At 64.8% G+C, this 26,357-nt stretch carries 26 protein-coding genes and 1 pseudogene; 11 read left to right on the top strand and 16 right to left on the bottom strand.

The features are described from left to right. Window positions 1–314: 314 nt before the first annotated feature. From QMX82_RS20490 to glyA, 8 genes are all read right to left on the bottom strand, one after another. Entirely contained in the window at window positions 315–617 is a 303-nt protein-coding gene (locus QMX82_RS20490) for a HigA family addiction module antitoxin (protein ID WP_282287017.1), read from the bottom strand. Between the two features lie 94 nt (window positions 618–711). After that, complete coding sequence (locus QMX82_RS20485; RefSeq protein ID WP_158890321.1) at window positions 712–990, bottom strand: type II toxin-antitoxin system RelE/ParE family toxin; 279 nt, start codon at window positions 988–990, stop codon at window positions 712–714. 248 nt (window positions 991–1,238) lie between these two features. Beyond that, window positions 1,239–2,096: a formyltetrahydrofolate deformylase gene (locus QMX82_RS20480; RefSeq protein ID WP_133860137.1), complete on the bottom strand. Its 858-nt coding sequence runs from the start codon at window positions 2,094–2,096 to the stop codon at window positions 1,239–1,241. A 98-nt stretch (window positions 2,097–2,194) separates the two neighbouring features. Further along, complete coding sequence (locus QMX82_RS20475) at window positions 2,195–2,824, bottom strand: sarcosine oxidase subunit gamma (RefSeq protein ID WP_282287014.1); 630 nt, start codon at window positions 2,822–2,824, stop codon at window positions 2,195–2,197. A 15-nt stretch (window positions 2,825–2,839) separates the two neighbouring features. Further along, window positions 2,840–5,860 carry a sarcosine oxidase subunit alpha gene (locus QMX82_RS20470; protein ID WP_282287011.1) on the bottom strand — a complete coding sequence of 1,007 codons (3,021 nt, stop codon included), beginning with the start codon at window positions 5,858–5,860 and terminating at the stop codon, window positions 2,840–2,842. Beyond that, window positions 5,857–6,156, bottom strand: a complete 300-nt coding sequence (locus tag QMX82_RS20465; RefSeq protein WP_017639232.1) for a sarcosine oxidase subunit delta — start codon at window positions 6,154–6,156, stop codon at window positions 5,857–5,859. The genes QMX82_RS20470 and QMX82_RS20465 overlap by 4 nt, the downstream gene beginning before the upstream one ends. An 11-nt stretch (window positions 6,157–6,167) precedes the next feature. Then, window positions 6,168–7,418: a sarcosine oxidase subunit beta family protein gene (locus QMX82_RS20460; protein ID WP_017639231.1), complete on the bottom strand. Its 1,251-nt coding sequence runs from the start codon at window positions 7,416–7,418 to the stop codon at window positions 6,168–6,170. Between the two features lie 78 nt (window positions 7,419–7,496). Next, window positions 7,497–8,750 carry a serine hydroxymethyltransferase gene (glyA, locus tag QMX82_RS20455; RefSeq protein ID WP_208693281.1) on the bottom strand — a complete coding sequence of 418 codons (1,254 nt, stop codon included), beginning with the start codon at window positions 8,748–8,750 and terminating at the stop codon, window positions 7,497–7,499. A 215-nt stretch (window positions 8,751–8,965) separates the two neighbouring features. On the opposite strand from glyA, the pseudogene QMX82_RS26170 reads away from it, so the two are divergent. From QMX82_RS26170 to QMX82_RS20445, 3 genes and pseudogenes are all read left to right on the top strand, one after another. Next, window positions 8,966–9,736 (top strand): annotated as a pseudogene (locus tag QMX82_RS26170) (PAS domain-containing protein); the annotation flags it as partial. Then, on the top strand, window positions 9,737–10,324 hold the full coding sequence (locus QMX82_RS26165; RefSeq protein WP_405046457.1) for a methyl-accepting chemotaxis protein: 588 nt from the start codon (window positions 9,737–9,739) through the stop codon (window positions 10,322–10,324). An 81-nt stretch (window positions 10,325–10,405) separates the two neighbouring features. Then, window positions 10,406–10,834: a universal stress protein gene (locus QMX82_RS20445; RefSeq protein ID WP_208693283.1), complete on the top strand. Its 429-nt coding sequence runs from the start codon at window positions 10,406–10,408 to the stop codon at window positions 10,832–10,834. A 58-nt stretch (window positions 10,835–10,892) separates the two neighbouring features. Here the strand turns inward: QMX82_RS20445 and QMX82_RS20440 are convergent, their stop codons facing one another. Beyond that, entirely contained in the window at window positions 10,893–11,672 is a 780-nt protein-coding gene (locus tag QMX82_RS20440) for an exodeoxyribonuclease III (RefSeq protein ID WP_027598631.1), read from the bottom strand. Between the two features lie 80 nt (window positions 11,673–11,752). Here QMX82_RS20440 and pyrE point away from each other — a divergent pair, with 80 nt between their 5' ends. The 4 genes from pyrE to QMX82_RS20420 all read left to right on the top strand — a co-directional run bounded on the left by pyrE (window position 11,753) and on the right by QMX82_RS20420 (window position 14,740). Next, window positions 11,753–12,394 carry an orotate phosphoribosyltransferase gene (gene pyrE / locus QMX82_RS20435; protein WP_158890670.1) on the top strand — a complete coding sequence of 214 codons (642 nt, stop codon included), beginning with the start codon at window positions 11,753–11,755 and terminating at the stop codon, window positions 12,392–12,394. A gap of 24 nt (window positions 12,395–12,418) precedes the next feature. Then, window positions 12,419–13,015 carry a DUF4124 domain-containing protein gene (locus QMX82_RS20430; protein WP_282286999.1) on the top strand — a complete coding sequence of 199 codons (597 nt, stop codon included), beginning with the start codon at window positions 12,419–12,421 and terminating at the stop codon, window positions 13,013–13,015. Between the two features lie 192 nt (window positions 13,016–13,207). Further along, window positions 13,208–13,873, top strand: coding sequence for a GntR family transcriptional regulator (locus QMX82_RS20425; RefSeq protein ID WP_282286997.1), 666 nt, complete (start codon window positions 13,208–13,210; stop codon window positions 13,871–13,873). Window positions 13,874–13,888: 15 nt separating this feature from the next. Then, window positions 13,889–14,740 (top strand): urea carboxylase-associated family protein, encoded by an 852-nt coding sequence (locus QMX82_RS20420; RefSeq protein WP_208693286.1) that lies wholly within the window; start codon window positions 13,889–13,891, stop codon window positions 14,738–14,740. Between the two features lie 60 nt (window positions 14,741–14,800). On the opposite strand, the gene argB is transcribed toward QMX82_RS20420, so the two are convergent. The 4 genes from argB to coaBC form a co-directional block, all read right to left on the bottom strand. Next, a complete protein-coding gene (argB, locus tag QMX82_RS20415; protein WP_282286994.1) occupies window positions 14,801–15,703 on the bottom strand; it encodes an acetylglutamate kinase in 903 nt (300 codons plus the stop codon). A gap of 74 nt (window positions 15,704–15,777) precedes the next feature. Then, window positions 15,778–17,172: a phosphomannomutase/phosphoglucomutase gene (algC, locus tag QMX82_RS20410; protein WP_218568701.1), complete on the bottom strand. Its 1,395-nt coding sequence runs from the start codon at window positions 17,170–17,172 to the stop codon at window positions 15,778–15,780. A gap of 1,212 nt (window positions 17,173–18,384) precedes the next feature. Further along, the gene (dut, locus tag QMX82_RS20405) at window positions 18,385–18,840 is read right to left on the bottom strand and encodes a dUTP diphosphatase (protein ID WP_208693289.1); all 456 of its coding nucleotides are present in this window, start codon (window positions 18,838–18,840) and stop codon (window positions 18,385–18,387) included. Next, window positions 18,833–20,056, bottom strand: a complete 1,224-nt coding sequence (coaBC, locus tag QMX82_RS20400) for a bifunctional phosphopantothenoylcysteine decarboxylase/phosphopantothenate--cysteine ligase CoaBC (protein WP_282286992.1) — start codon at window positions 20,054–20,056, stop codon at window positions 18,833–18,835. Before coaBC ends, dut begins: the two co-directional genes overlap by 8 nt. Window positions 20,057–20,192: 136 nt before the next feature. Between coaBC and radC the strand changes: the two genes are divergently transcribed. After that, the gene (radC, locus tag QMX82_RS20395; protein WP_282286990.1) at window positions 20,193–20,867 is read left to right on the top strand and encodes a RadC family protein; all 675 of its coding nucleotides are present in this window, start codon (window positions 20,193–20,195) and stop codon (window positions 20,865–20,867) included. 24 nt (window positions 20,868–20,891) lie between these two features. Here the strand turns inward: radC and QMX82_RS20390 are convergent, their stop codons facing one another. Then, window positions 20,892–21,425 (bottom strand): hypothetical protein, encoded by a 534-nt coding sequence (locus QMX82_RS20390; RefSeq protein ID WP_282286988.1) that lies wholly within the window; start codon window positions 21,423–21,425, stop codon window positions 20,892–20,894. Between the two features lie 323 nt (window positions 21,426–21,748). Between QMX82_RS20390 and QMX82_RS20385 the strand changes: the two genes are divergently transcribed. Further along, window positions 21,749–22,186, top strand: a complete 438-nt coding sequence (locus tag QMX82_RS20385; protein WP_282286986.1) for an acetyltransferase — start codon at window positions 21,749–21,751, stop codon at window positions 22,184–22,186. A gap of 75 nt (window positions 22,187–22,261) precedes the next feature. Here QMX82_RS20385 and QMX82_RS20380 read toward each other — a convergent pair whose 3' ends face one another. Beyond that, window positions 22,262–22,930, bottom strand: coding sequence for a uracil-DNA glycosylase family protein (locus QMX82_RS20380; RefSeq protein WP_282286984.1), 669 nt, complete (start codon window positions 22,928–22,930; stop codon window positions 22,262–22,264). 141 nt (window positions 22,931–23,071) lie between these two features. Between QMX82_RS20380 and QMX82_RS20375 the strand changes: the two genes are divergently transcribed. Continuing rightward, window positions 23,072–23,449: a glutaredoxin family protein gene (locus QMX82_RS20375; RefSeq protein ID WP_158890691.1), complete on the top strand. Its 378-nt coding sequence runs from the start codon at window positions 23,072–23,074 to the stop codon at window positions 23,447–23,449. Between the two features lie 111 nt (window positions 23,450–23,560). Here QMX82_RS20375 and QMX82_RS20370 read toward each other — a convergent pair whose 3' ends face one another. After that, entirely contained in the window at window positions 23,561–24,658 is a 1,098-nt protein-coding gene (locus tag QMX82_RS20370) for a hybrid-cluster NAD(P)-dependent oxidoreductase (RefSeq protein WP_187980786.1), read from the bottom strand. Window positions 24,659–24,986: 328 nt separating this feature from the next. Here QMX82_RS20370 and gbcA point away from each other — a divergent pair, with 328 nt between their 5' ends. Further along, entirely contained in the window at window positions 24,987–26,279 is a 1,293-nt protein-coding gene (gene gbcA / locus QMX82_RS20365; RefSeq protein WP_187980785.1) for a glycine-betaine demethylase subunit GbcA, read from the top strand. Window positions 26,280–26,357: the final 78 nt, after the last annotated feature.

Here is a 26,357-nt window from a genome sequence, read left to right as displayed (position 1 = left end):
CCGTCGCCCGGCCCGCGGGCCGCGCCACCGGGGCCCCGGCGGGCTGACCGCCTGGCCCGCCGCCCGCCTCTCTCCGGCAGAGGCGGGCGGCCAGGAGTCTGGCAGGTCCGTGAAGTCCTCAGGATTTGCCCCGCTCTCGCACCTCTTTCCTACCTGCCTAGATCCCGCACCTCTGTAACCGACACAGTGCCTGTTGCCCGATGCGATAAGTGAAGGCTGTGCACCAGACACCCCGTCTGCAGCGTGCGCGACCAGACAACGCAAAAGGCACCCCAGGTATCCGGCTGGTCATGATCAGGCTGGCGAAGCGTACGTCAGGCGACGTGCAGCGGCTTCACTTGCTGGCGGATCAGCTCGCCTTTCGAGGTTTCCGCCACCCGTAGTTCATAGGTGGCCTGAAGGCCCATCCAGAAATTCGCCGTGGTGTCGAAAGCAGCGGCAAGCCGCAAGGCCATATCCGCAGAGATTCCACGACGCTCCAGTACCACGTCGTTTACCGTAGGTGCCGAGACGCCCAGCGCACGGGCCAAGGCCGATGGCGTCATGTTCATGGGGACCAGATAGTCTTCCCGCAGAATCTCCCCGGGATGAACCGGGCGCATTCCGTTGGTCAGCATGGCGTTACCTCTTTCTTTCCAGCTAGGGCTAAGACACGGGTCGGATCTTGATCGATATCTGAGCCAGCGCCTGGTTTGGCGGGTGCCGGCCCCTTCAGTGATAGTCGACTATTTCGACGTTGGCGGGTCCTTGCGGCGTCCATTCGAAACAGATGCGCCATTGGTCATTTATGCGGATGCTGTGCTGACCCTTCCGCTTGCCTTCCAAGAGCTCGAGGCGATTACCGGGCGGCGATCGGAGGTCGCGCAACTCCACCGCCTCACTCAGCGCTGTCAGTCTGCGTGTCGCCACCCTGGCTATCTGACTCCACTTCCGATTGTCGCCATCGGTAAAAAGCGCCTGGGTATCCTTGCACTTGAAGCTCAGTATCATCAGTCAACCTTGACTCAGCTCGTCAAGGACAAACTTAACGCATAACGTTAAACGTTTCAACGCCAGTCGTTGGCAGGAATCGACAGGGTGCGGCGTACGAGCGCCTTTGCTGCCAGTGCCTTGATGACGATCCGAGTCACCGTCTTACGGCCAAGACGGCGACCCAGTCGGAAACCTGCAGGCTACCGCAAGGGGCTAGGGGTGCTGCGAGCGCATGGACGCGCCTCGCAGTAGCCTAGGAAGGAGACCTAGAGCACCACCGTCCGCCCGGCATTGAGGAAGACGCGGCGCTCCAGGTGATAGCCCACCCCACGCGCCAGGGTCAGGCACTCGATGTCACGGCCGCGGGCCACCAGGTCTTCGGCGTAGTGGGCGTGGTCCACCGACTCGACGCCCTGGGCGATGATGGGGCCTTCGTCCAGGTCGTTGTTGATGTAGTGCGCGGTGGCGCCCACCAGCTTGACGCCCTTGGCATAGGCCTGGTGATAGGGCCGCGCGCCCTTGAAGCCCGGCAGCAGCGAATGGTGGATGTTGATCGCCCAGCCATCGAGGCGACGGCACAGCTCGGGCGACAGCACCTGCATGTAGCGCGCGAGGATCACCAGCTCGGCGCCGGTCTCCTGCAGCACCTGCCAGACCTTGGCCTCCTGGGCCGGCTTGTCCTGGGGATCCAGCGGAAAATGGTGATAGGGAATGCCGTGCCAGGCCGCCAGGGGCTCCAGATCCGGATGGTTGGAGATCACCGCCACCACGTCCATGGGCAACTGGCCGATGCGCTGGCGATAGAGCAGGTCGTTGAGGCAGTGGTCGGCCTTGGAGACCATGATGGCGACCTTGGCCCTATAGCCGGGCGGGGTCAGTTCGAAGGTCATGTCGAAGGGTGTGAAGCGCAGGTCCAGGCCGACGCGGAACAGGCCTTCGTTGAAGTCGCTGGGTACCTGGAATTCTACCCGGATGAAGAAGCGCTGGGCTTCGCGATCGTCGAAGCTGTGGTGCTGGGTGACATAGCAGCCCTGCTCGAACAGATAGCGCGTGACCACGTCTACGGTGCCGAGGCGACTCGGGCTCTGGGCGGTGAGAATCCAGGTATCGGGCGTGCGGCTCATGATGAATTCCTTTGCATGGAGATGAAGCCAGAATCACAAAACCCGACCTGCGCGCAACGCAGATCGGGTTCGATGGAGCGCCTGAACGCAGCGACCGATCAGGCCTCGATGCGCAGTCCATACTCGGCGCTCGCGTCCTGCAGCCATAGCCAGACGTAGTCGGCGAAGCTGCGGCGCACCACCAGTTCCCAGGTGTCCGGTGCCGTGTGGCGGATCACCAGCTGGGACTTGGCGAACACCGTCCCGACGGCCTTGCCCACCGGGAAGTTGTCCGGATGGACGTCGTAGGAGGTGGACTTCATCAGCACTTCACGCACCTTGGGTCCCTTGAGCTCGACCAGCGTCTGGCCGCCACCGACATTGATGATGGCGACATGGCGCTCGCCCAGGGCCTGGCGCAAGGCCTGCTCGGTGGCGAACTCGCTGCCACCGGGTACCACCAGCAGCCACTCGTCCGGACCGAGCCATTGCAGCGAGCTCTCGCCCTTCTGGGTGATCGCCAGCGGTCCAGGCACTTCCAGGCCGACCACGCTCTGCACGGCGCCGGTGAAGCCTTCGTCATGGGCGTCGCCACGCAGCACCAGGTGCCCCAGCAGGGCCCGCTCGCGCAGGGTCACCCCGGCGGTGGCCGGGCCGCGACCGACGAGCTTGTTCAGCTCGGCGTGGAACAGTGGGGATTCGGCGCGCGCCTTGTCGGAGTATTGGTCGTAGACATTGATGTTGTTCATGGGGCGCTATCCTCGTTAGGCGACGTTCTGCCGCTCACCCTTGGGGTCGTAGAACACCGGCGAGACGATCTCGGCAGCGATGTAGCGGCCATCGGCCAGCGGGGCGTAGACGGTCTGGCCCATGCGGCCCAGCCCACCCTTGACCATCGCCATGGCGAAGCCGTAGCCCAGGGTCGCGCTGTGGTAGCTGGAGGTCACGTGACCGACCATGTCCATGGGGATCGGCTGGTTGCGCTCGAACACCAGTTGCGCGCCTTCCGGCAGGACGTCGCGGGCATCCAGGGGCTTGAGGCCGACCAGTTGCTTGCGATTCTCGCGGATGCAGTCCACGCGATGCATGCCGCGCTTGCCGATGAAGGAGAAGCTCTTGTTCAGGCTCACCGCCCAGCCCATGCCCAGGTCCTGGGGCGTGACCGAACCATCGGTGTCCTGACCGATGATGATGAAGCCCTTCTCCGCCCGCAGCACGTGCATGGTCTCGGTGCCGTAGGGGGTGAGGTCGAATTCCTTGCCCGCGGCGACCACCTGCTCCAGCACGCCCATGGCGTAGTTGGCCGGTACGTTGATCTCATAGGAGAGCTCGCCGGTGAACGAGATGCGGAACACCCGCGCCGGCACCCCGCCCACCTGGCCTTCCTTCCAGGCCATGAAGGGGAAGGCGGCGTTGTCCAGATCGATGTCGGTCAGCTTGGCCAGCAGCTTGCGGCTGTTGGGACCGGACAGGGTCAGGGTCGCCCAGTGGTCGGTGACCGAGGTGAAGTACACCTCCAGCTCCGGCCATTCGGTCTGGTGGTAGAGCTCCAGCCATTCGAAGACGCGCGCGGCGCCACCGGTGGTGGTGGTCATCAGGAAGTGGTTGTCGGCGAGACAGGCGGTGACGCCGTCGTCGAAGACCATGCCGTCTTCCTTGCACATCAGGCCGTAGCGGGCCTTGCCGATGTCCAGCTTGGTCCAGGCGTTGGTGTAGACGCGATTGAGGAATTCCCGCGCATCCTTGCCCTGGATGTCGATCTTGCCCAGGGTCGAGGCGTCGAGCAGGCCGACGCTGCGGCGCACGGCCAGGCACTCGCGGTTGACCGCGGCGTGCAGGTCCTCGCCCGCCTTGGGGAAGTACCAGGGGCGCTTCCACTGGCCGACGTCTTCGAACAGCGCGCCCTGCTTGAGGTGCCAGGCGTGCAGCGCGGTGTAGCGCTTGGGCTCGAACAGGTGGCCGCAATGCCGTCCGGCGATGGCGCCGAAGGTGATGGGCGTGTAGTTCGGGCGGAACATGGTGGTGCCGACTTCCGGGATGGCCTTGCTCTGCACCCGGGCGGCGATGGCCAGACCGTTGATGTTGCCCAGCTTGCCCTGGTCGGTACCGAAGCCCATGGCGGTGTAGCGCTTGACGTGCTCGATGGACTCGAAGCCCTCGCGGCAGGCCAGCTCGATGCCGGCGGCGGTCACATCGTTCTGCAGGTCGACGAATTGCTTGGGCGCTCGCGACGACGGCTTGTCGTGGGGCACCTGGAACAGCGCCAGACTCGGCTCTTCCTGGCGGAATTCGGCCTGGGGCAGCTCGCCGCTGACCACCTTGGCGCCGGCTTCGGCCGCGGCAGTCGCGCCCGCTTCGAAACCGTCGGCGAGGACATCGCCCAGGGCGAAGACGCCATTCACGCCGCCGGCGCAGACGCGCTTCTGCGGCGCCGGACCGGGCACGAAGGCCTGGATGTCTTCACGCCACTGCGGACGACCGCCCAGGTGCGAAGCCAGGTGGACCACCGGGCTGTAACCGCCGGAGGTGGCGATGAGGTCACAGTCGACCCACTCGCCGCCACCCAGGGTGCGGAAGGCGGTCAGGTCGATGGTGGCGATCTTGGCGCCCGTCACGCGGGTGTTGCCGCGGGCTTCGCTCACGGCGGTACCGCCCATGACGTGCACGCCGCGCTTGCGCACCTCCTCGACCCAGGCGCCGCGGGGGTTGGGCCGCGCATCGGCCACGGCCACCACCTGGCGACCGGCTTCGAGCCAGTCCAGGGCCACGCGGTAGGCGTAGTCGTTGTTGGTGGACAGCACCAGGCGCTGACCCGGGGCCACGGCATAGCGACGGATGTAGGTGGACACGGCGCCGGCCACCATATTGCCCGGCAGGTCGTTGTTGGCGTACACCAGCGGCCGCTCGTGGGCGCCGGTGGCCAGTACCACGCGGGTAGCGCGGACGCGGTGCAGGCGCTGACGCACCTGGCCATGGGGCGCGCGATCACCCAGGTGATCGGTGAGCCGCTCGTGGATGGTGAGGAAATTGTGGTCGTGGTAGCCGTTGACCGTGGCGCGCGGCAGCAAGACCACGTTGTCCAGGCCCTGCAGTTCGGCCACGGCCTTGGCGGCCCAGTCGGCGGCCGGGGCGCCGTCGAGACGCTCGCGGCTGTCCAGCAGGCTGCCACCGAATTCTTCCTGTTCGTCGGCCAGGATCACCCGGGCGCCGCTGCGACCGGCGGCCAGGGCCGCGGCCAGACCGGCGGCGCCACCACCCACCACCAGCACGTCGCAGTGCTGGTTGAAGTTGTCATAGGTATCCGGATCGACCTGGGTCGGCGCACGGCCGAGGCCGGCGGCCTTGCGGATGTACTTCTCGTAGGTCATCCACAGATTCTGCGGATACATGAAGGTCTTGTAGTAGAAGCCGGGCGGCATCATCTTGCCGCCGACCTTGCCGAGAATGCCCATGAGGTCGTTGTTGACGCTCGGCCAGCCGTTGGTGCTGGCGGAGACCAGGCCCTGGTACAGCGCCTGCTGGGTGGCCCGCACGTTGGGCACCTGGGTGGCTTCGGTGGCGCCGATCTGCATGATGGCGTTGGGCTCTTCGGCACCGGCGGCGACGATGCCGCGCGGCCGGGAATACTTGAAGCTGCGCCCGATCACGTCCACGCCGTTGGCCAGCAGCGCCGAGGCCAGGGTGTCACCCTTGAAGCCCTGGTAGGTCTGCCCATTGAAGGTGAAGGTGATGGCCTGGCTGCGGTCCAGGCGACCGCCCTGGGTGAGTCGATGGACCTGGCTCATGTGCGCTCTCCTCGCTCGGCGGTGAAGCGGGGTTGCTCGCCGATCGGATAGGTTTCGAGAATTTCGTAGGTCTCGGTGTTACGGGTCGCGTTGAAGTACTGGCGGCAGCCCGAAGCATGAACCCACAGCTCGTGACGCAGGCCGCGCGGATTGTCGCGGAAGAACATGTAATCGCCCCACTCCGCGTCGCTGCAGGCCTCGGGATCCAGCGGACGCGGGATGTGCGCCTCGCCGGCGGCGTGGAATTCTTCTTCGGAGCGCAATTCCCCGCAGTGGGGGCAATGGATGTACAACATGCTCGGGCTCCTTAGTGCGCGACGGCCGCTGCGCCGTGTTCGTCGATCAGCGCGCCGGTGTGGAAACGGTCGATGGAGAAGGGCTTGGCCAGCGGATGCATCTCGCCGGAGGCGAGGGACGCCGCGAAGACGTTGCCCGAGCCAGGCGTGGCCTTGAAGCCGCCGGTACCCCAGCCGCAGTTGAAGAACAGATTTTCCACCGGGGTCTTGGAAATGATCGGGCAGGCGTCGGGCGAGGTGTCGACGATGCCGCCCCACTGGCGGTTCATGCGCACCCGCGAAAGGATCGGGAACATCTCGACGATGGCCTGCAGGGTGTGCTCGATCACCGGGTAGGAGCCGCGCTGGCCGTAGCCGACCCAGCTGTCGATGCCGGCGCCGATCACCAGGTCGCCCTTGTCGGACTGGCTGATGTAGCCGTGCACCGCGTTGGACATGATGACGCTGTCGATGATGGGCTTGATCGGCTCGGAGACCAGCGCCTGCAGCGGGTGGGACTCCAGCGGCAGGCGGAAACCGGCCAGCTTGGCCATGTGCCCGGAGTTGCCGGCGGTGACCACGCCGACGCGACGGGCGCCGATGAAGCCGCGGTTGGTTTCCACGCCAATCACCTTGCCGTCCTGCTTGCGGAAGCCGGTGACCTCAGTCTGCTGGATCAGGTCGACGCCCAGGGCGTCGGCGGCGCGGGCGAAGCCCCAGGCCACGGCGTCGTGACGGGCCACGCCGCCGCGACGCTGCACGGTGGCACCGAAGATCGGATAGCGGGTGTTCTTGCTGCAGTCCAGGTAGGGAATCTCCTCGGCCACCTGGCGGGTGTCGAGCAGTTCGCCGTCGACGCCATTGAGGCGGTTGGCGCTGACCCGGCGCTCGGAATCGCGCATGTCCTGCAGGGTGTGGCAGAGGTTGTAGACGCCGCGCTGGGAGAACATGACGTTGTAGTTGAGGTCCTGGGACAGGCCTTCCCACAGCTTCATGGCGTGCTCATAGAGGTGCGCCGACTCGTCCCACAGGTAGTTGGAGCGGACGATGGTGGTGTTGCGCGCGGTGTTGCCGCCGCCCAGCCAGCCTTTCTCGATCACCGCGACGTTCTTCACGCCGAACTGCTTGGCGAGGTAGTAGGCGGTGGCCAGGCCGTGACCGCCACCACCGACGATGACCACGTCGTACACCGGCTTGGGCGTCGGGGTGCGCCACATCCGCTGCCAGTTCTCGTGATGGCTCAGGGAGTGCTTGAAGAGGCCGAAGCCGGAATAGCGTTGCATCTGGAGACTCCTGCAGACGACGCCCCTTTCCGCGAGGGGGAAAGGGGTTGGATAAGGGTTGCGTCAGGCGCGCGGCGACTAGCGGTAAACCGGGTAGTCGCGGCACAGCGCAGCCACCTGGCGCGCCACCTGGGCTTCCACATCGGCATCGCCGAGGTGGTCGAGGATGTCGCAGATCCAGCCCGCGACGCGTTCGCTTTCGCTGACGCCCAGGCCACGGGTGGTCAGGGCCGGGGTGCCGATGCGCAGACCCGAGGTCACGAAGGGCGACTGGGGATCGTTGGGCACGGCGTTCTTGTTCACGGTGATGCAGGCGCGACCCAGGGCGGCGTCCGCGTCCTTGCCGGTGATGCCCTGCTTGATCAGGCTGACCAGGAACAGGTGGTTGTCGGTACCGCCGGAGACCACGTCGTAGCCGCGTGCCTTGAACACGCCGGCCATGGCCTGGGCGTTCCTGATCACCTGCTGCTGGTAGGTCTTGAAGCCCGGCTCCAGGGCTTCCTTGAAGCACACGGCCTTGCCGGCGATGACGTGCATCAGCGGGCCGCCCTGGGCGCCCGGGAACACCGCGGCGTTGAGCTTCTTCTCGATGTCGGCGTTGGCCTTGCACAGGATCAGGCCGCCACGGGGGCCGCGCAGGGTCTTGTGGGTGGTGGTGGTCACCACGTCGGCGAAGGGCACCGGGTTCGGATAGACACCGGCGGCGACCAGACCGGCCACGTGCGCCATGTCGACGAACAGCAGGGCACCCACGCTGTCGGCGATGGCGCGGAAGCGCGGGAAATCCAGGGTCTTGGAGTAGGCGGAGAAGCCCGCCACGATCATCTTGGGCTGGTGCTCTTCGGCCAGACGCTGGATCTCGTCGTAGTCGATAAGCCCGGTGTCGGTGTTGATGCCGTACTGCACCGCGTTGTACAGCTTGCCGGAGGAGCTGACCTTGGCGCCGTGGGTCAGGTGACCGCCATGGGCCAGGCTCATGCCGAGGATGGTGTCGCCGGGCTGCAGCAGCGCCAGGTAGACGGCCGAGTTGGCCTGGGAACCGGAGTGCGGCTGGACGTTGGCGTAGTCGGCGCCGAACAGCTGCTTGGCGCGCTCGATGGCCAGCTGCTCGACCTTGTCGACATGCTCGCAGCCACCGTAGTAGCGCTTGCCCGGATAGCCTTCGGCGTACTTGTTGGTCAGCACGCTGCCCTGGGCTTCCATGACGCGCTGGCTGGTGTAGTTTTCGGAGGCGATCAGTTCCAGGTGATGCTCCTGGCGCCGCGCTTCCTCGCCCATGGCGGCGAACAGCGCATCATCGTAGCCCTGGATTTGGTCCTGCTTGCTGAACATCGCGGCGCTCCTAAAGTCTGTGGCGGTGAAAACCACCCCCTTGCCGCGATGGTAGGCCCCGCCCCTGACCCCAAGATGCCTGTTTACGCCCCGGGCCGGCGCGTTTGCGACAGCCGCTCAACGGGCGAGTTCTGCCGTTCGCCGGGTCCTATCAAGTCGGCTCTCCTGGCGCCGATAGGCTGGTTACGCCTTTGCCCCAGCCAGCGAGTTCTGCCATGTTCAATGCGCATCTAAAGAAGACCATCGCTCGGCTGGAAGCCGAGCAGCATGCCAATCAGGGCCTGACCCAGGCCCTGGAGCGTTCCATGGCGGTGATCGAGTTCGATCTCGACGGCACCATCCTGCGCGCCAACGACAACTTCCTCCGCCTGACCGGCTACCGCGCCGACGCCCTGGTCGGCCAGCACCATCGCCGTCTCTGCCCGGCCAGCGTGGTCCAGGGTCGCGACTATGGCGATTTCTGGGCGCGCCTGAAGCGTGGCGACTTCGTCTCCGGCGCCTTCCAGCGCCTGGACGCCCAGGGCCGTACGCTCTGGCTGGAAGCCAGCTACAACCCGCTGCCCGACAGCAGCGGCAAGATCGCCAAGGTGGTGAAGTACGCCCTCGACGTCACCGCCCAGGTCGAGCGCGACAGCGAAGCCCAGAGCAAGCTCAAGGCGCTGGACCGCGCCCTGGCGCGCATCGAGTTCGACCTGGACGGACGCATCCTGGACGCCAACGACAACTTCCTGGCCACCCTGGGCTACAGCCTGAAGGAGATCCAGGGCCAGCAGCATCGACTGTTCTGCGAGCCGGCCCTGGTCAACAGCAGCGAATACGCCGACTTCTGGCGCCGCCTCAACGCCGGCGAATTCTTTCGCGGCCAGTTCAAGCGCCTGGGCAAGCATGGCCGGGTGATCTGGCTGGAAGCGAGCTACAACCCGGTGTACGACGCTACCGGCCGGCTGTACAAGGTGGTCAAGTACGCCAGCGACATCAGCGAGCGGGTGGAAAAGCACGAAAGCGACGGCCGCAGTGCCTCGCGGGCCTATCACATCTCCGCCGAAACCGAGAAGGTCGCCGAGCACGGCACCCGGATCATCCAGGCCGCCGCGGGCGAGATGCGCGAGATCGCGCACAACGTCAGCGCCTCCGCCGAGGTGATCGGCCAGCTGGGTCAGCGCTCGGAGCAGATCACCGCCATCGTCAACACCATCCGCGGCATCGCCGACCAGACCAACCTGCTGGCGCTCAACGCCGCCATCGAAGCGGCCCGCGCCGGTGACCAGGGCCGTGGCTTCGCCGTGGTCGCCGACGAGGTTCGTCAGCTGGCGGGGCGCACCAGCAGCGCCACGGCAGAGATTGCCGAGATGATCGGCCGGATCCTCAACGAAACCCAGCAGGCGGTCGCCAGCATGGAGAGCACCCAGGGGCGCGCGGTCAAGGGCGTCGAGCTGGCGGACCAGGCCGGCGCGGTGATCGTGCAGATCCGCGATGGCGCCAGCGACGCGGTGGAAGCCGTGAGCATGTTCGCCAGCAAGCTGGACGAATCCGAGGTGATTCCCAAGGGCGCGCGCAACTGGGTGGGCCATTGAGGCTGCGGGCTTGATCGGGATCAAGCGACCCTGACAGCCAGGGTCTAGCATGAAGGCATACCCCTCTCGTGGAGATGCCCCATGCACACTGTCCTGGTCGCCTACGATGGTTCCCCCAGCGCCGACAACGCCCTGCGCTATGTCCTCGACCTGGTGAAGGCCGGGCTGACGCTGGAGTTGCACCTGCTCAACGTACAGAACGAGCCGGAGATCTATGGCGCGCCCTTCGACGACCGCATCCTGCGCGAGTGGCGCGGCAGCCTGCAGGACAAGGCCGAGGACATCCTGGTGCGCGCGCGCCCGGCCCTGCTCGAAGCCGGTATCGAGGCCCAGACCCACGTCGGCTTCGGCGGCATCGCCGAGACCATCGGCGAGACGGCGCGACGTCTGGAGGTGGACACCGTGGTCATGGGCACCCGCGGCCTGGGTTCGCTCAGTGGCCTGCTGCTCGGCTCGGTGGCCCATCGCGTGGTGCACCAGGTGCCCTTGCCGGTGATCCTGGTGAAATAGCCACCCAACAAAAAACCAGCCCTTGGGCTGGTTTTTTCGTTTTCGGGCATCGCATGGATCAGATGCTCAGGGTCCAGTCGTAGTCGACGATCAGCGGCGCATGCTCGGAGAAGCGCGGTTGCCGCGGCAGGCGCGCCGAGCGCACGAAGCGGCGCAGACCCGGAGTGAGGATGTTGTAGTCGAAGCGCCAGCCCAGATTCAGGTGCTCGGCCTGGTCGCTGTCTGGCCACCAGCTGAACTGGTCACCTTCGCGGCTCACTTCGCGCAGGGCATCCACATAGCCCATGTTGCCGATCACCTCGTCCATCCAGGCCCGCTCGGGCGCCAGGAAACCGGGGATCTGCTGGCAGTCGCGCCAGTTCTTCACGTCCTGCTTCTGGTGCGCCACGTACAGCGAGCCGCAATAGATGTACTCGCGGCGCTTGCGGCGCTGCTTGTTCAGGTAGTGGGTGAAGTCGTCCATGAACTTGAATTTCATGTTCAGATCTTCATCGCCGCGCTTGCCCGAGGGCAGCAGCAGGGTGGCGATGCTGACCTTGTCGAAGTCCGCCTGCAGATAGCGACCGAAACGATCGCAGGACTCGAAGCCCAGGCCGCTGATCACCGCCTTCGGCTGGACCCGCGTATAGAGCGCGACACCGCCCTGGGACGGCACTTCGGCGTCGCAGGCATAGAGGATGTAACCCTCCAGCGCATAGGCCGGGTCGTCCATGTCGTAAGAAGAGGCGCGGGTATCCTGCAAGCAGATCACGTCGGCATTCTGCGCCTTGAGCCAAGGCAACAGGCCCCGCTCCACAGCGTCCTGAATACCATTGACGTTCAAGCTGATGATCCGCATAAATGGCCCCCAAAAAATCGTGGATGTATGATACCCGAGCTAAACCGGTTTAGCTAAATACAAGCCGCGCAAGGACTTATATGCAGGCGTACCAGCGTAATTTCATTCGTTTCGCCATCGAGCGCGGAGTTCTGCGCTTTGGTGAATTCACCCTGAAATCGGGTCGCATCAGCCCCTATTTCTTCAACGCCGGCCTGTTTCACAGCGGTTCGGCGCTGGCCCAGCTCGGCCGTTGCTACGCCGATGCGCTGGTCCAGGCCAACCTGCCGTTCGATGTCCTCTTCGGCCCGGCCTACAAGGGCATCCCCCTGGCGGCGGCCACGGCGGTGGCCCTGGTCGAGCACCATGGCCGCGACGTGCCCTGGTGCTTCAACCGCAAGGAAGCCAAGGATCACGGCGAAGGCGGCCTGCTGGTGGGCGCGCCCCTGACCGGTCGGGCGCTGATCATCGATGACGTCATCACCGCCGGCACCGCCATCCGCGAGGTCATGCAGATCATCGAAGGCCAGGGTGCCAGCGCGGCCGGGGTGCTCATTGCCCTGAATCGCCAGGAGCGTGGCCGCGGCGAGTTGTCGGCCATCCAGGAAGTCGAGCGTGACTACGGCATTCCGGTGCTCAGCATCGTTGCCCTGGATCAGGTGCTCGAATACCTGGCCGAGGATGCCGAGCTCAAGCGTCACCTGCCCGCCGTCCAGGACTATCGCGCTCAATACGGCATCTAGCCGCCAGCCCCAGGAGAGACGGTCATGGTCGTACGTCGCGCCGCTGCCAGCCTGTTGCTCATCGCCCTGCCGCTGGCCGGTCAGGCGGCCGAGCTGTATCGCTATCTGGACCGCAACGGCACCCTGGTCATCGATCGCCAGGGCGTGCCGCCGGAGTACGCCGGCAAGGGCTACGACGTGCTCAACGAACAGGGCCGGGTGGTCCGCAAGGTCGCTCCGGCACTGCCCGCCGCGGAACTCGATCGCCAGGCGCGCGAGCGCCAGCAGGCGGTCGTCGATGGCCAGTTGCGCAAGCTCTACAGCAATGTCGAGGACGTCGACCGCGCCAAGGCGCGCAAGCTGACGGAGTTCGACGGCCTGATGCAGATCAAGAAGGCCAACCTGGAGGCCGCACGCCAGCTGCAAAGCCAACTGATGGAGCAGGCGGCGGTGCAGCAGCGCAATGGCCAGGCGCTCCCGGCTGATCTGCAGGCACGGCTCGACGCCGCGGCGGCCGATCAGGTGCGCCTGCAGGCCGATCTGCAGCGCTACGCCGAATTGCGCACCAGCACCAGCGCCGCCTTCGACGCGGATCGCGCGCGCATGCAGCGGCTGGAAGGCGCCCCCGACACGGATCGCTGAGCCGGCAGGGCGCAACGCCCGGACCTGCTCCTGACACCCGCCAGACCTCTGGCTGGCTATCAGCCGACGACCTCCTCGTCAGTGGCCGACGCCCTGATCCAGGGTGCTCAGCCTCCTGCACCCAAGATTTCTGGCACTCATCGTGCAGGCCCGCTTGCAATGCATTGTTGAACAATCGGATAGCCAAGACTCATGAGCGGCAAGGAAACGGCGGCGCTGTCCCTGGGGGCTCAGCTGCTCCTGGAGATGCGGGAGGACATCATCGGCGGCCGCCTGCGGCCCGGTACGGCGCTGGTCGAGGCTGAGCTGGTCAAGGCCTACAACGCCTCGCGCAACACCATCCGCGAAGCTCTGCACCAGCTGGATCGCGAGGGCCTGGCCACCTATGTGCGCCACAAGGGGGTCATGGTGCGGCGCCTGGGCCTGGCCGAGGTGCGCGACATCTTCACCGTGCGCCGGACCCTGGAACTGCAGGCCATCCTCACTAGCCGCCCGTTGCGCGAATACCAGTCCGATCGGATGCTGGATGCCCTGGAGGCGGCCGAACTGGCGCAGTCGCGCGAGGACTGGCGCGCCCTTGGCACCCACAGCCTGCATTTCCATCAGCACATCGTCGGCCTGCTGCACAGTCCGCTGTTCGATGAATTCTTCGCCACCGTCGCCGCCCAGATGCGCCTGCTGTTTTCCCTCGCGCCCGACGAGGAGCACTTCCAGCGGCCCTGGATAGCCCGCGACCGCCAGATCCACGACCTGCTCGCCGCCGGGCACCGCCAGGCGGCGGGCGAGGCCATGGCCAGCTATCTCGACGATTCCGAAAACCGGCTACTGGATCTGCTCAGCGCAGCCAGGCCGCTCTGACCGAGGAGACCTCCCATGTACAAGGACTACCCCGCTGCCTACCAGTCCACCCAGGGCTCCGCCCTGCAGGTCGATCAGGCCTTCTACGATCGGCTGCGTGAACGCAAGGACGGGCGCACCCTGATCGAGCAATTCGAGATCCCGATCCGTACCGGTCGCGCCTGGAAGGTCCCCGCCGGTCATCTGTTCCGCGTCACCACCCCGCACGGGCCTCAGGTCGGCGACTTCAACGTCTGGAACGCCGAGGATCCGCGCGAACGGATGTGGGCCGCGCGCACCCGGCAACTGCAGGGCGCCCACGTCAGCACCCATGACCGGCTCTGGTCCAACCTACCCTTCCTGCGGCCGCTGCTGACCATCACCGACGACAGCCTGGCCGGCTATGGCATCGACGAACACGGCGGCCGCCTGCATGACCTGCTCGGCACCCGCTGCGATCCCTACGTCAACAAGATGCTCACCGGCGAAGACTTCCACCACCACTGCCACTCGAATCTGACCCGCGCGGTGCTGCCCCACGGCCTCACCGAATTCGACGTCCACGATGTGCTGAACATCTTCCAGTGCACCGGCCTCAACCACGATGACCTGTACTTCATGAAGGCCTGCCCGGCCAGGCCCGGCGACTACCTGGAGTTCTTCGCCGAGATCGACGTGCTCTGCGCCCTGTCCACCTGCCCGGGCGGCGACCTGTCCCTGGCGATGTGGGGGCCCGATGCCGAGGACCCGCTCAAGGTCTGCCGTCCGCTGGGGGTGGAGATCTACCGGGTCGAGGAGGCGCTGCTGCAAGGTTGGGAATCGCCCAAGCGGGCGGCCTACAACGGCCAGCACGGCCTGACGCTGCCCAAGCCCAGCTGGGAGCAGTGAGTCCGGGCCAGCAATGGAAACGGCGCCCTGGGGCGCCGTTTTGGGTCCGACCGAAAGCGCTCAGCGCTTGCGGTTGGAAATCAGCGTACCGACGCCGACGTCGGTGAAGATTTCCAGCAGCACCGCGTTGGGCACCCGGCCGTCGATGATGTGGGCGCTCTGCACCCCGCCCTGCACCGCTTCCAGCGCGCAGCGGATCTTCGGCAGCATGCCGCCGTAGATGGTGCCGTCGGCGATCAGCGAATTGACCTGCTCGGTGGACAGCCCGGTGAGCACCTGGCCCTGCTTGTTCATCAGACCGGCGATGTTGGTCAGCAGCATCAGCTTCTCGGCCTTGAGCGCCTCGGCCACCTTGCCTGCCACCAGGTCGGCGTTGATGTTGTAGGACTCGCCCTCCGGACCCACGCCGATGGGCGCGATGACCGGGATGAAGTCGCCGCGCACCAGCATGTTGAGCAGGTCGACGTTGACCCCGGTGACTTCGCCGACATGGCCGATGTCGATGATCTCCGGCTTGGTCATCTCCGGCGTCTGCCGGCTGACCTTGAGCTTAGTGGCGCGGATCAGGCCCGCATCCTTGCCGGTCAGGCCGATGGCCTTGCCGCCATGGCGGTTGATCAGGTTGACGATGTCCTTGTTGACCTGGCCGCCCAGCACCATCTCCACCACGTCCATGGTCTGGGCATCGGTGACACGCATGCCGTCGATGAAGTGGCTCTCGATGGACAGCCGCTTGAGCAGGTCGCCGATCTGCGGACCGCCACCGTGCACCACCACCGGGTTGATGCCCACCGCCTTCATCAGCACGATGTCACGGGCGAAACCGGCCTTGAGCTCGTCGCTCTCCATGGCGTTGCCGCCGTACTTGATCACCAGCGTCTTGCCGACGAACCGGCGGATATAGGGCAGCGCCTCGGACAGCACCTCGGCGACGTGCGAGGCATCCTCGCGGCTCAGGGTCATGGCTCACCTCTCAAGGTCGACTAAGAAAAGACAAAGGGCGCCTAGGCGCCCTCTGTGCTACCGCTGACCCGAGGTCAGAACGGCAGATTCAGATCCGGCTCCACCGCCAGCAGCTGCTTGCGGAACACCGTCTTGATGCGCTCCAGCTCCTCGAGGGTTTCCGCCTCGAAGCGCAGCACCAGCACCGGCGTGGTGTTGGACGCACGCACCAGACCCCAACCGTTCTGGTAATCGACGCGAACGCCGTCCAGGGTGGTGATCTGGGCATCGCCCCACTGGGCGTCGCGCTGCAGGGTCTCGATGATGCCGAACTTGCTCTCTTCGGTCACCTGGATATTGATCTCCGGGGTGGAGATGTCTACCGGGAAGGTGTCGAACACCTGCTGGGCGCTGTTCTTCTCCTGGCTGAGGATCTCCAGCAGGCGCACGGCGCTGTAGATGCCGTCGTCGAAACCGAACCAGCGTTCCTTGAAGAACACGTGGCCGCTCATCTCGCCAGCCAGCAGGGCACCGGTTTCCTTCATCTTCTTCTTGATCAGCGAGTGGCCGGTCTTCCACATGATGGGACGACCGCCGTAGCCGGCGATGAGGTTGTTCAGGCGGCGGGTGCATTTGACGTCGAAGATGATGTCGGCGCCCGGGTTGCGGGAGACCACGTCCTTGGCGAACAGCATCAGCAGCTGGTCGGGATAGATGATCTTGCCTTCGTTGGTCACCACGCCGACGCGGTCGCCGTCGCCGTCAAAGGCCAGGCCCAGGTCGGCACCGGTTTCCTTGACCTTGGCGATCAGGTCTTCCAGGTTCTCGGGCTTGCCCGGATCCGGATGGTGATTGGGGAAGTTGCCGTCCACCTCGCAGAACAGCGGGATGACCTCGCAGCCCAGGGACTCGATCAGCTGGGGGGCGTTGACCGCGGCGACACCATTGCCGGCGTCCACCACCACCTTGAGCTTCTTGGCCAGCACCACGTCGTTGCGGATGTAGTCGGCGTAGCTCTTGAGCACGTCGACCTGCTTGATCTGGCCCTGGCCGCTGGCCACGTCGCCGGTCTCGATGCGCTCGCGCAGGCGCTGGATGGATTCGTTGGCCAGGGTCTCGCCGGCGATGACGATCTTGAAGCCGTTGTAGTCCGGCGGATTGTGGCTGCCGGTCAGCATGACGCCGGACTTGCCTTCGAGCACGTTGGCTGCGTAGTAGAGCACCGGGGTCGGCACCATGCCGACATCGCTGACATTGGCGCCGCTGTCGGCCACGCCCTTGATCAGTTGGGCGACCAGCTCGGGGCCAGACAGGCGGCCGTCACGGCCGACGGCCACGTTGGGCTCGCCACGCGCCAGGCTCTCCGAGCCGATGGCGCGCCCGATCCAGTAGGCGGCTTCGGCGGTCAGGGAGTCACCCACCACGCCACGGATGTCGTAGGCGCGGAAGATGCTGGCGTTGAGTTGGGGGGCTTGCGGGGTAGTGCTCATCGGGGGTTTCTCCAATCCCAGGAGATCCTGGTCTTCGTCGAGGATACTGATATCGAGGATGTCGGTGGTCTGGAACAGCGGCTCGCTCTGCTGAGCGCGGCCTCTGTCGGCAAACTCCGCCAGGGTCTTGGCCACGGCATCGCTAGGTGCCGCAGCATATAGGTCCGGCGACGACCCGGCCGATCGGCTGGCCAATCGGGCCGTCGACTTGGCCACGGGTTCCATTACCGCCAGGCGCAAAGTCGGGCTTTTGGCTATCTGATTGGATTCAAGTTCCTCGGCATAGGCCGTCAGACTGCGGACGTCGTCACGGAGCCGACGTGACAGCTCCCGGGAAAACAGCCAAAAGCCCGTCAGCACGCCAAACAGCGCCAGCAGCAGCGCCACCAGGGGAATGCCTACGGGTGTATCGGCACCGGCCTCGGCAGCAGGGGCCAGCTCCAGTGTCCACAGCGGGCTGCCGGTGGCGAGCCGACGCATCAATGCCGGATCGCCCGCGGTGCCGCCACTGGCCAGCACCTGCACGCTGCCACCGGGAAATTGCTGCAGCAGGCGCCACTGGCCGACATTCGCCGGCGGTGTGGCCCAGCCCTGAAAGACGGCCGGGAGTTCTTCCACCAGCACGGCGCTGCCGAGCAGCTGATCGCCGCGACGGATGGGCTGGGCGCTGTAGACCAGCCAGCGATCGCCCAGCCGATAGGCTTCCGGCGGGGTCCGCTGGCCGCTTTCCAGGCGCTTGAGCAGATCGAGGGCGGCATAGTTGAGGGGACCGGGGCGATCGTCCTCGATCTGGCGCATGCCGGCCGGCACCACCAGGACATCGACCACGCCGAGGCGCTCGCGCAGCTGGCGTTCGGCCGCCGCGCGCGCCGCGGGGTCATCGCCCTGCAGGGCCTGCAACACCAGGGCATCCCCGGCGACGCCCTGCAGCCGCCGGGTCAGGCCAACCAGCAGCTGGTTGAGGGAGGCCGCCTGGGCCTGCAGCGCCTGGTCCGCCTGCTGCTCCTGGTTGCGCGCGCCCTGCGGCTGCAACACCAGAAACCACAGCAGCAGCGCAGCCAGCAGCAGGCCGGCGAGCGCCAGCAGCAGCCCCGCGCCCAGGCCGGGCAAAGCCGCGACCCGCGGGGCCGCCTTGCGCACATCCTTGCCGTTCTTGCCCCTTGCCATGCCGTTCTTCTCCTTTATGTCACGGCGCGCCTTGCGTGTCTGGCGTCAGCGAGTACCGGAGTGTCCGAAGCCGCCAGCGCCCCGCTCGGTCTCGGTAAAGCTCTCGACGATATCGAAGTGCGCCTGGACCACAGGTACGAGCATCAGCTGGGCGATACGTTCGCCCACGCTCACGGTGAAGGTGGTCTGGCCGCGATTCCAGCAGGAGACCATCAGCTCGCCCTGGTAGTCCGAGTCGATCAGGCCGACCAGGTTGCCCAGCACGATGCCGTGCTTATGGCCCAGGCCCGAGCGCGGCAGGATCAGCGCCGCCAGCGACGGATCGGCCACATGGATGGCGAGCCCGGTGGGGATCAGCACGGTCTGCCCCGGCTCCAGCACCAGATCCTCCTGCAGCATGGCGCGCAGGTCGAGGCCGGCCGAACCGGGAGTGGCGTAGGACGGCAACGGGAAATCGCGCCCCAGGCGCGGGTCGAGGATCTTGGCTTGAAGGCTATGCATGGGTCTGGGCAGTGTCTTTCAGGTGGGTGGAAATCAGAGCGATGAGTTGCCGGGCGATCTTGCCCTTGCTGGTCTGCTCGAAGCGGATCTCGTGCAGGCCACGGTCGATCACGGTAACCGCGTTGTTTTCGCTGTTGAAGCCGATGGCCGGATTGGCCACATCGTTGGCGACGATGAGGTCGAGATTCTTGTCGCGCAGCTTGCGCTGGGCGTACTCCAGCAGATTCTGGGTTTCCGCGGCGAAGCCGACGCTGAACGGCCGATCCGGGCGCCCCGCCAGGGTGGCGAGGATGTCCGGGTTGCGCACCAGCTCCAGCAGGAGACCGTCACCGCGGGTGGGGTCCTTCTTCAGCTTGTGCGGCGCGATGACCTCGGGGCGATAGTCCGCCACCGCCGCCGAGGCGATGAGCACGTCGCAGGGCATCAGCGCCTCGCAGGCGGCCAGCATGTCGCGGGCGCTGATCACGTCGATGCGCTCGACGCGATCGGGGGTTGGCAGATGCACCGGGCCGCTCACCAGGCTGACGCGCGCGCCCGCCTCCGCCGCCGCTTCCGCCAGGGCGAAGCCCATGCGACCGGAGCTGTGGTTGGTGATGTAGCGCACCGGGTCGATGTTTTCCTGGGTCGGGCCGGCGGTGATGACCACGTGGCGACCGGTCAGGTCGAGGCGCTGGAAGCAGTCGGCGGCGAGCTGGGCGAGGTCGGTGGCTTCCAGCATCCGGCCGGGACCGACGTCGCCACAGGCCTGGCTGCCGCTGGCCGGGCCGAACAGCTTGATGCCACGGCTACGCAGGAGCTCGGCATTGGCCTGAGTAGCCGGATCGCGCCACATGGCCTGGTTCATGGCCGGTGCCAGGGCGACCCGGGCATCGGTGGCCAGCACCAGAGTAGTGAGCAGATCGTCCGCCACGCCCTGGGCCAGGCGCGCCATGACATCGGCGGTGGCCGGCGCGACCAAGACCAAATCGGCCCAGCGGGCCAGCTCGATATGCCCCATGGCCGCTTCGGCAGCCGGGTCCAGCAGATCAAGATGCACCGGCAGACCCGACAGTGCCTGGAGGGTCAGCGGGGTGATGAATTCGCGTCCGCCGCGGGTCAGTACCACCCGCACCTCGGCACCCTGATCCTTGAGGCGGCGCACCAGCTCGGCGCTCTTGTAAGCGGCGATGCCACCTCCGACGCCCAGCACGATGCGTTTACGATGGAGCCGCTGCATATAGCCTTTCCGTTCTCGAACCGTCTAGAACGGGCATCGCACGGCCAATCGAGGCCTGCGCGCACCCGCGAATGATCCGGTTAAGATAGCACAGCACCTGCAGGACGCAGGCGCCTCGCCAGACAGGGAGCCCCCCATGAGCATCAAGGATTGGCCGGCCCAGGAACGCCCGCGGGAGAAACTGCTGGCACAGGGTGCCCAGGCCCTCACGGACGCCGAACTGCTGGCGATCTTTTTACGCACCGGCGTGGCTGGCAAAAGCGCGGTGGACCTCGCTCGCCAGCTGCTAGGGGAATTCGGCAGCCTGAGGGCCCTGCTGGAGGCCGACCTCGCCGCCTTCAGCGCCCACCTCGGCCTCGGCCCGGCCAAGTACAGCCAGCTGCAAGCGGTGCTGGAAATGGGCCGCCGCCACCTGGCCGAAGGTCTCAGGCGCGACTCCGCGCTGGAAAGCCCCCAGCAGGTCCGCGACTATCTCAAGGCCCGCCTGCGCCACGAACCCCACGAGATCTTCGCCTGCCTGTTCCTCGACACCCGTCACCGGGTGCTGGCCTTCGAAGCTCTGTTCCACGGCACCATCGACGGCGCCAGCGTTTACCCCCGCCAGGTGGTCAAGCGCGCCCTCGCCCACAACGCCGCCGCCGTCATCCTCACCCACAACCACCCCTCCGGCATCGCCGAACCCAGCCAGGCCGACCGCCTGCTCACCACGCGCCTGAAGGATGCGCTGGCACTGGTCGATGTGCGGGTGCTGGATCATTTCATCGTCGGGGATGGAGAGCCCTTGTCGATGGCGGAATATGGGTGGCTTTAGCTATTGAATCTAATGCTTTTAAAATCATTTAGAGGAATGTTTAAAAATTTTTAATTTTGGGTCATTTTTGCAGGAACAGTTACTAGCATCATCCTTGAAAATTATAAATTTTCCTGGGCCTAAATTTGTAGGCTCTAGCAAATGCTTTCTTACTTTGCTTAAGACCTGTCTGACATCAGGCGCATCTGGAGAATGTGAAAGCACTGCAGAGAGGTCCTCAAGAATTTCATCAGGAAGCCACAAAAAAGCTTCGAAAGTCAGCAAATTTAGCTTTTTTCGGCTCTCCGGACATGAAAACCACTCCGATAAAAGATCAGCAATCTTTGCGGCTCTATCTCTGATTTGAATTTCTCTTTTTAACTCTTCGATGGCCTTGACTTGATCTCTAATTATCTCATCCTTGATGCGTTCCAAATCCTTTGAATACTCGTGCTCTATACTCGCCCTCAAGCGATTTTCAATCTGGGTTTTTCCTAAAAACCCTATAAGAAAGGTACCTAGACCTACCCCAAACAAGGAGCATACAAAAGACCAGAACCCTTTTATTTCGGCATCCAAGATGGCATAAGAATCTTGTTATAACGTAAGCGTCCGGGTAAGTCACCGTAAGCTCCTGACATCATCCGGTTCTAGCGTCCCGCGTGAGATCCCTACCGGCCCGGCCACCATCTGTCAGGTATGCTTCCACCATTCCCTTCCGTAACTTTTTTTGACACTCCCAAAGCCTCCCAGTATCGTCCTTCCTCCCTCCTTTCCGGCTACCTCTGCCGTGAACCGCCCAGGCGTTAACTCGCGAAGCGGTCATACAAGTTGCCGACACTTTTACGGTCACTATCTACTAGCGCGCCTCATTTCCGATATCAAGTGTAAAGGATGATTCTATGATCATTCGTCAGGCTACTAACGCCGACCATCCGCAACTGCTCAACATTTGGCTGCGCTCCGTTCGCGCCACACATCACTTCCTGCAAAAATCCGATATCCAGGCATTGCTTCCTCAGCTCCGCGATATTTACCTACCCGCTGTTGAATTATGGGTTACGGTAGATGCCGAGGACTGCCCGCTAGGGTTCATCGGGCTCAATGAAAACCACGTAGAGATGCTCTTCATCGAACCAGATCTTCGAGGGAAAGGGATTGGCCGCGCACTGCTGGATCATGCCCGCAGTTTGCGCAGTCAGATGAGTGTTGATGTGAATGAACAGAACCCTGAAGCGGTAGGGTTCTATTTACATTACGGGTTTGTTCAAACAGGTCGTTCTCCGCTGGATGGCGAGGGCCGCCCCTTCCCCTTGCTGCACTTGAGCCTGCCCGGCTAGAACTGTAGTAGTGAATCGCTCGCCCTTAAAGCGGGAGTTCGGAAGGTGAATTCGCCGGACGCTTACGTTATAACCCTATACGAGTTTTTTTATTCTACTTTCTAACAACCCCGGAAACCTCGTATACCACGTCTGATTCAACGGCGACGGGTGCGGCAGTGGATAGAGCGTCAGCGTCTTGCGCGTGCCCTCCTCCGTTTCCAGGGTGACCTCGATGCTGCTTTCGAAGCGGTCTTCGCTTTTCCAGAAGGCTTCAAGGCGCGCGCGCTCTTCCTTGGATTGGCCGATGCCGAACCAGAGGAAGGCTTCGCGGCCGAGGGTGATGAGCTGGGTGCCATGCCAATGCTCTATCAGCAGGCGGCGCATCAGGGGGTGGAAGGTCTTTTTCACCCGTTCCGACCAGGCTTTGTTGCCGAGCGGCTTGTAGGGCACGGTGTTGGCCCAGAAGAACTGCTGGCTCAGGCTGCGGGTGGCTTCGAAGTCGGCCGGGGGCTGGCCGTGCAGGTGTTTGTAGAGGACCTTGCGGGCGATCTGGCCGCCGCTGCCGATGAAGGGTTCGCCATACTTCACCTCGTCCCGCCCCGGATCGCGACCGAAGAAGCCCAGGGGCGCATCGGGATCGCCCAGACCGATGATGGGGTCCAGCGGGTCCTTGGCGAATTGTTCATAGACCGGAAGATCGACACCTGGAAGATCGGCAGCGAGCTGGCGAAAGGCTTCGCGCTCTGCGGAAGACAGCGGCATGCAACAGGTCTCCATCGAGGAATTAATCCCTCTTGTAGAGCGCTGCGTTGCGGGTGACGTTCCGTAACGACTGGCGGAGCGGCAGCCCTGGGACGATAGGGTAAACTGCCCGGCTCGAACGACCCCTCAAGGTGAATCCCGTTGATCAATCTGCTACGCAACGGCCTCGGCCAGGTGATCGTCGGCCTGGATCTGGTAACCCGGCCGCGCAAGCTCCAGCGCCCTGAGCAGGCCCAGGCGGCCATCGAGGCGGAGCTGGCGAATCTGTCGCTCTATCAGTTCCAGGCCTGTCCCTTCTGCGTGAAGACGCGGCGGGCGCTGCATCGGCTGAACCTGCCGATCCGCCTCAAGGACATCAAGAAGGACCCGCAATTGCGCGCCGAGCTGGAACAGGGCGGTGGTCGGGTGAAGGTGCCTTGCCTGCGGATCGACGAAGGCAGCCAGAGCGTATGGATGTACGAGTCGGACGACATCATCGCCTATCTGGAGCAGCGCTACGGCGAGCGGCAGCCGGCCTAGAGTCTAGCGGGTGAAGGAGTGTGGACAGGGCTGCGCCGTTGTCCACGCTACAGGGCTCAAGCTGGCGCTTTGGTGTGTTGGGCTTCGCTGCGCTCAACCCAACCTACGCCCTCAGAACTCGATCTGCACATCCCCCTGCGGAATGCTGCAGCAGGACAGGATGTAGCCTTCGGCTTCGTCTTCCTCGGTGATGCCGCCGTTGTGGTCCATGACCACCTCGCCGCTCTTCTTGAGCACCTTGCAGGTGCCGCAGATGCCCATGCCGCAGGCCTTGGGAATGTGCAGGCCGAGCTTGGCCGCGGCGCCGTGGATGGTTTCGCCCGGGCCGATGCTGACGCTCTTGTCGCTCTCGGTGAAGGAGATCAGGCACTGGGCTTCCAGGGGAATCGGCGGCAGGTCGGCTGCGGCTTCGGCCTGTTCGGCGGCCTCGACCTTGGCTTCCGGCGGCGTCGCGCCAAAGGATTCCTCGTGGTAGCGGGTCATGTCGAAGTCCAGCTCGCGGAGCATGGCCTTGACGGCATTCATGTAGGGCGTGGGGCCGCAGCAGAAGATCTCGCGTTCACGGAAGTCCGGTGCCATCAGCTCCAGCATGCGGCGGTCGAAGTAGCCGCGGAAACCGGCCCAGGACTCACCGTGCTCGGTGCGCTCGCACACCAGGTTCAGGGCAAAGTTGTCGATCCGCGCGGCCATGTGCTCCAGCTCACCCTGGTAGATGATGTCGCGCGGGGTCCGGGCGCTGTGCACGAAGACCATGTCGACGCTGGCGTTGGTGTCGTAGAACCAGCGCGCCATGGACATCACCGGGGTGATGCCGACGCCGCCGGAGAGGTAGAGCACCTTGTCGGCGGGATAGTCGATGGCGTTGAACAGCCCGACCGGACCGTGCACCGCCAGGTTGTCGCCGACCTTGAGGTTGTCATGCAGCCAGTTGGACACCTGGCCACCCGGCACGCGCTTGACGGTGATGGAGAAGCTGTAGGGCACCGAGGGCGAGCTGGAGATGGTGTAGGAGCGCATCACCTGGCGGCCGTCGATCTCAAGCTCCAGGGTCACGAACTGGCCCGGCTTGAAGAAATACATCAGCGGGATTTCGGCGGTGAAGCAGAAGGTGCGTACGTCCCAGGTTTCCTGGATGACCTTGACGCAGCGCACGGGGTGGCGGCCATTGGTCCAGGTCTGGGTGGTTACGGGATTGAGGAAGGTATTCATGACGCACCTCGACTGCCACTGGGGCTATTGGCGGCGATTCTGGGAGGGCCCCACGACCGCCACTTTCCCAATCGCGACATCCACATGTCGATGGCGACCGGCCCAGCAGTGGCAAGGGCTGGGGCGTCGTGAACAGCGTCGGCCATGTCGCCCATGAGCAAGGCCCCCTCCCGGCTCCGGCCCCACACTCCGCCCCAAGCCGAACCTGAATAGCGCGCGACGGGCGAAACCTAGGGTCATTCGGCGGCCCTGCCCCGTCGGCCAATAGCCTTGCAGTACCGTGACCAACCACTTTCGCCACCCGCCGCGGTGGCCACGAGGATGTACGATGGACGTCAGCACCTTGAGTTTGGGCGACCCTCTCGATCCGGCCCGCAAGGCCACGGCCGAGATGCTGCGCACCCGCGAGCGCACCTACTCCCTGCCCCAGCCGTTCTACAACGACGAGCGCCTGTTCCAGATCGACATGCAGGAGATCTTCGGCAAGGAATGGCTGATCGCCGGCATGACCTGCGAGATCCCCACCAAGGGCAACTTCATCACCCTGCAGCTGGGTGACAATCCCATCCTGGTGGTCCGCGGTGCCGAGGGCAAGGTGCATGCCTTCCACAACGTCTGCCGCCACCGGGGTTCGCGCCTCTGCGTGAGCGACAAGGGCAAGGTCGCCAAGCTGGTCTGCCCCTATCACCAGTGGACCTACGAGCTGGACGGCCGCCTGCTGTTCGCCGGCAGCGAGATGGGCGCCGACTTCAACATGGCCGACTTCAACCTCAAGCCGATCCACGTCAAGACCGCCGGCGGCTACATCTTCATCTCCCTGGCCGATGAGCCACCGGCCATAGACGACTTCCTGCGTACGCTCGAGCACTACATGGAGCCGTACGACATGGAGAATGCCAAGGTCGCGGTGCGCACCGACCTGGTCGAGCAGGCCAACTGGAAGCTGGTGCTGGAAAACAACCGCGAGTGCTACCACTGCAGCGGCTCCCATCCCGAGTTGCTGAATACCCTGCTGGAGTGGGACGACGTCACCGATCCGCGCGCCTCCCAGGCGTTCAAGGATCAGGTCGCCGCCTGCACCAGTCGCTGGGACGCCGACAACATCCCCTACGCCCATGCCAGCTTCGGCCTGCGCAACCGCATCGTGCGCATGCCGCTGCTCGCCGGCACCGTGTCCATGACCATGGACGGCAAGCCCGGCTGCAAGAAACTCATGGGGCGCATCAAGGACCCGGACCTGGGCTCCATGCGCATCCTGCACCTGCCGCACTCCTGGAACCACTGCATGGGCGATCACATGATCGTCTTCACCGTCTGGCCGCTGGGTCCGACCGAGACCGTGGTGACCACCAAGTGGCTGGTGCACAAGGATGCCGTGGAGGGCGTCGACTACGATCCGGTCAACCTGCGCAAGGTCTGGGATGCCACCAACGACCAGGATCGCCGGCTGGCCGAGGAGAACCAGCGCGGCATCAATTCCAAGGCCTATCAGCCGGGTCCCTATTCAAAGACTTACGAATTCGGCGTGATCAACTTCATCGACTGGTACAGCGAGCGGCTGCTCAACAACCTCGGAGAAGAAGCACCGGCGGCGCACCTGCGTCAGGTCAGCGGCGACTGACGAGTCGCTGAGAAGATCCTTCCGTGGGGCCCCCACGGGGGCCCCGGAGTGTGCAAATTTGCGCCCCTTGCAAAATTT

The sequence above is a fragment of the Pseudomonas sp. PS02302 genome (assembly GCF_029959585.1).
GTDB lineage: Bacteria > Pseudomonadota > Gammaproteobacteria > Pseudomonadales > Pseudomonadaceae > Chryseomonas > Chryseomonas aestiva.
Note: the sequence above shows the minus strand (reverse complement) of the source record. Positions and strands in the feature narration are given on the sequence as shown.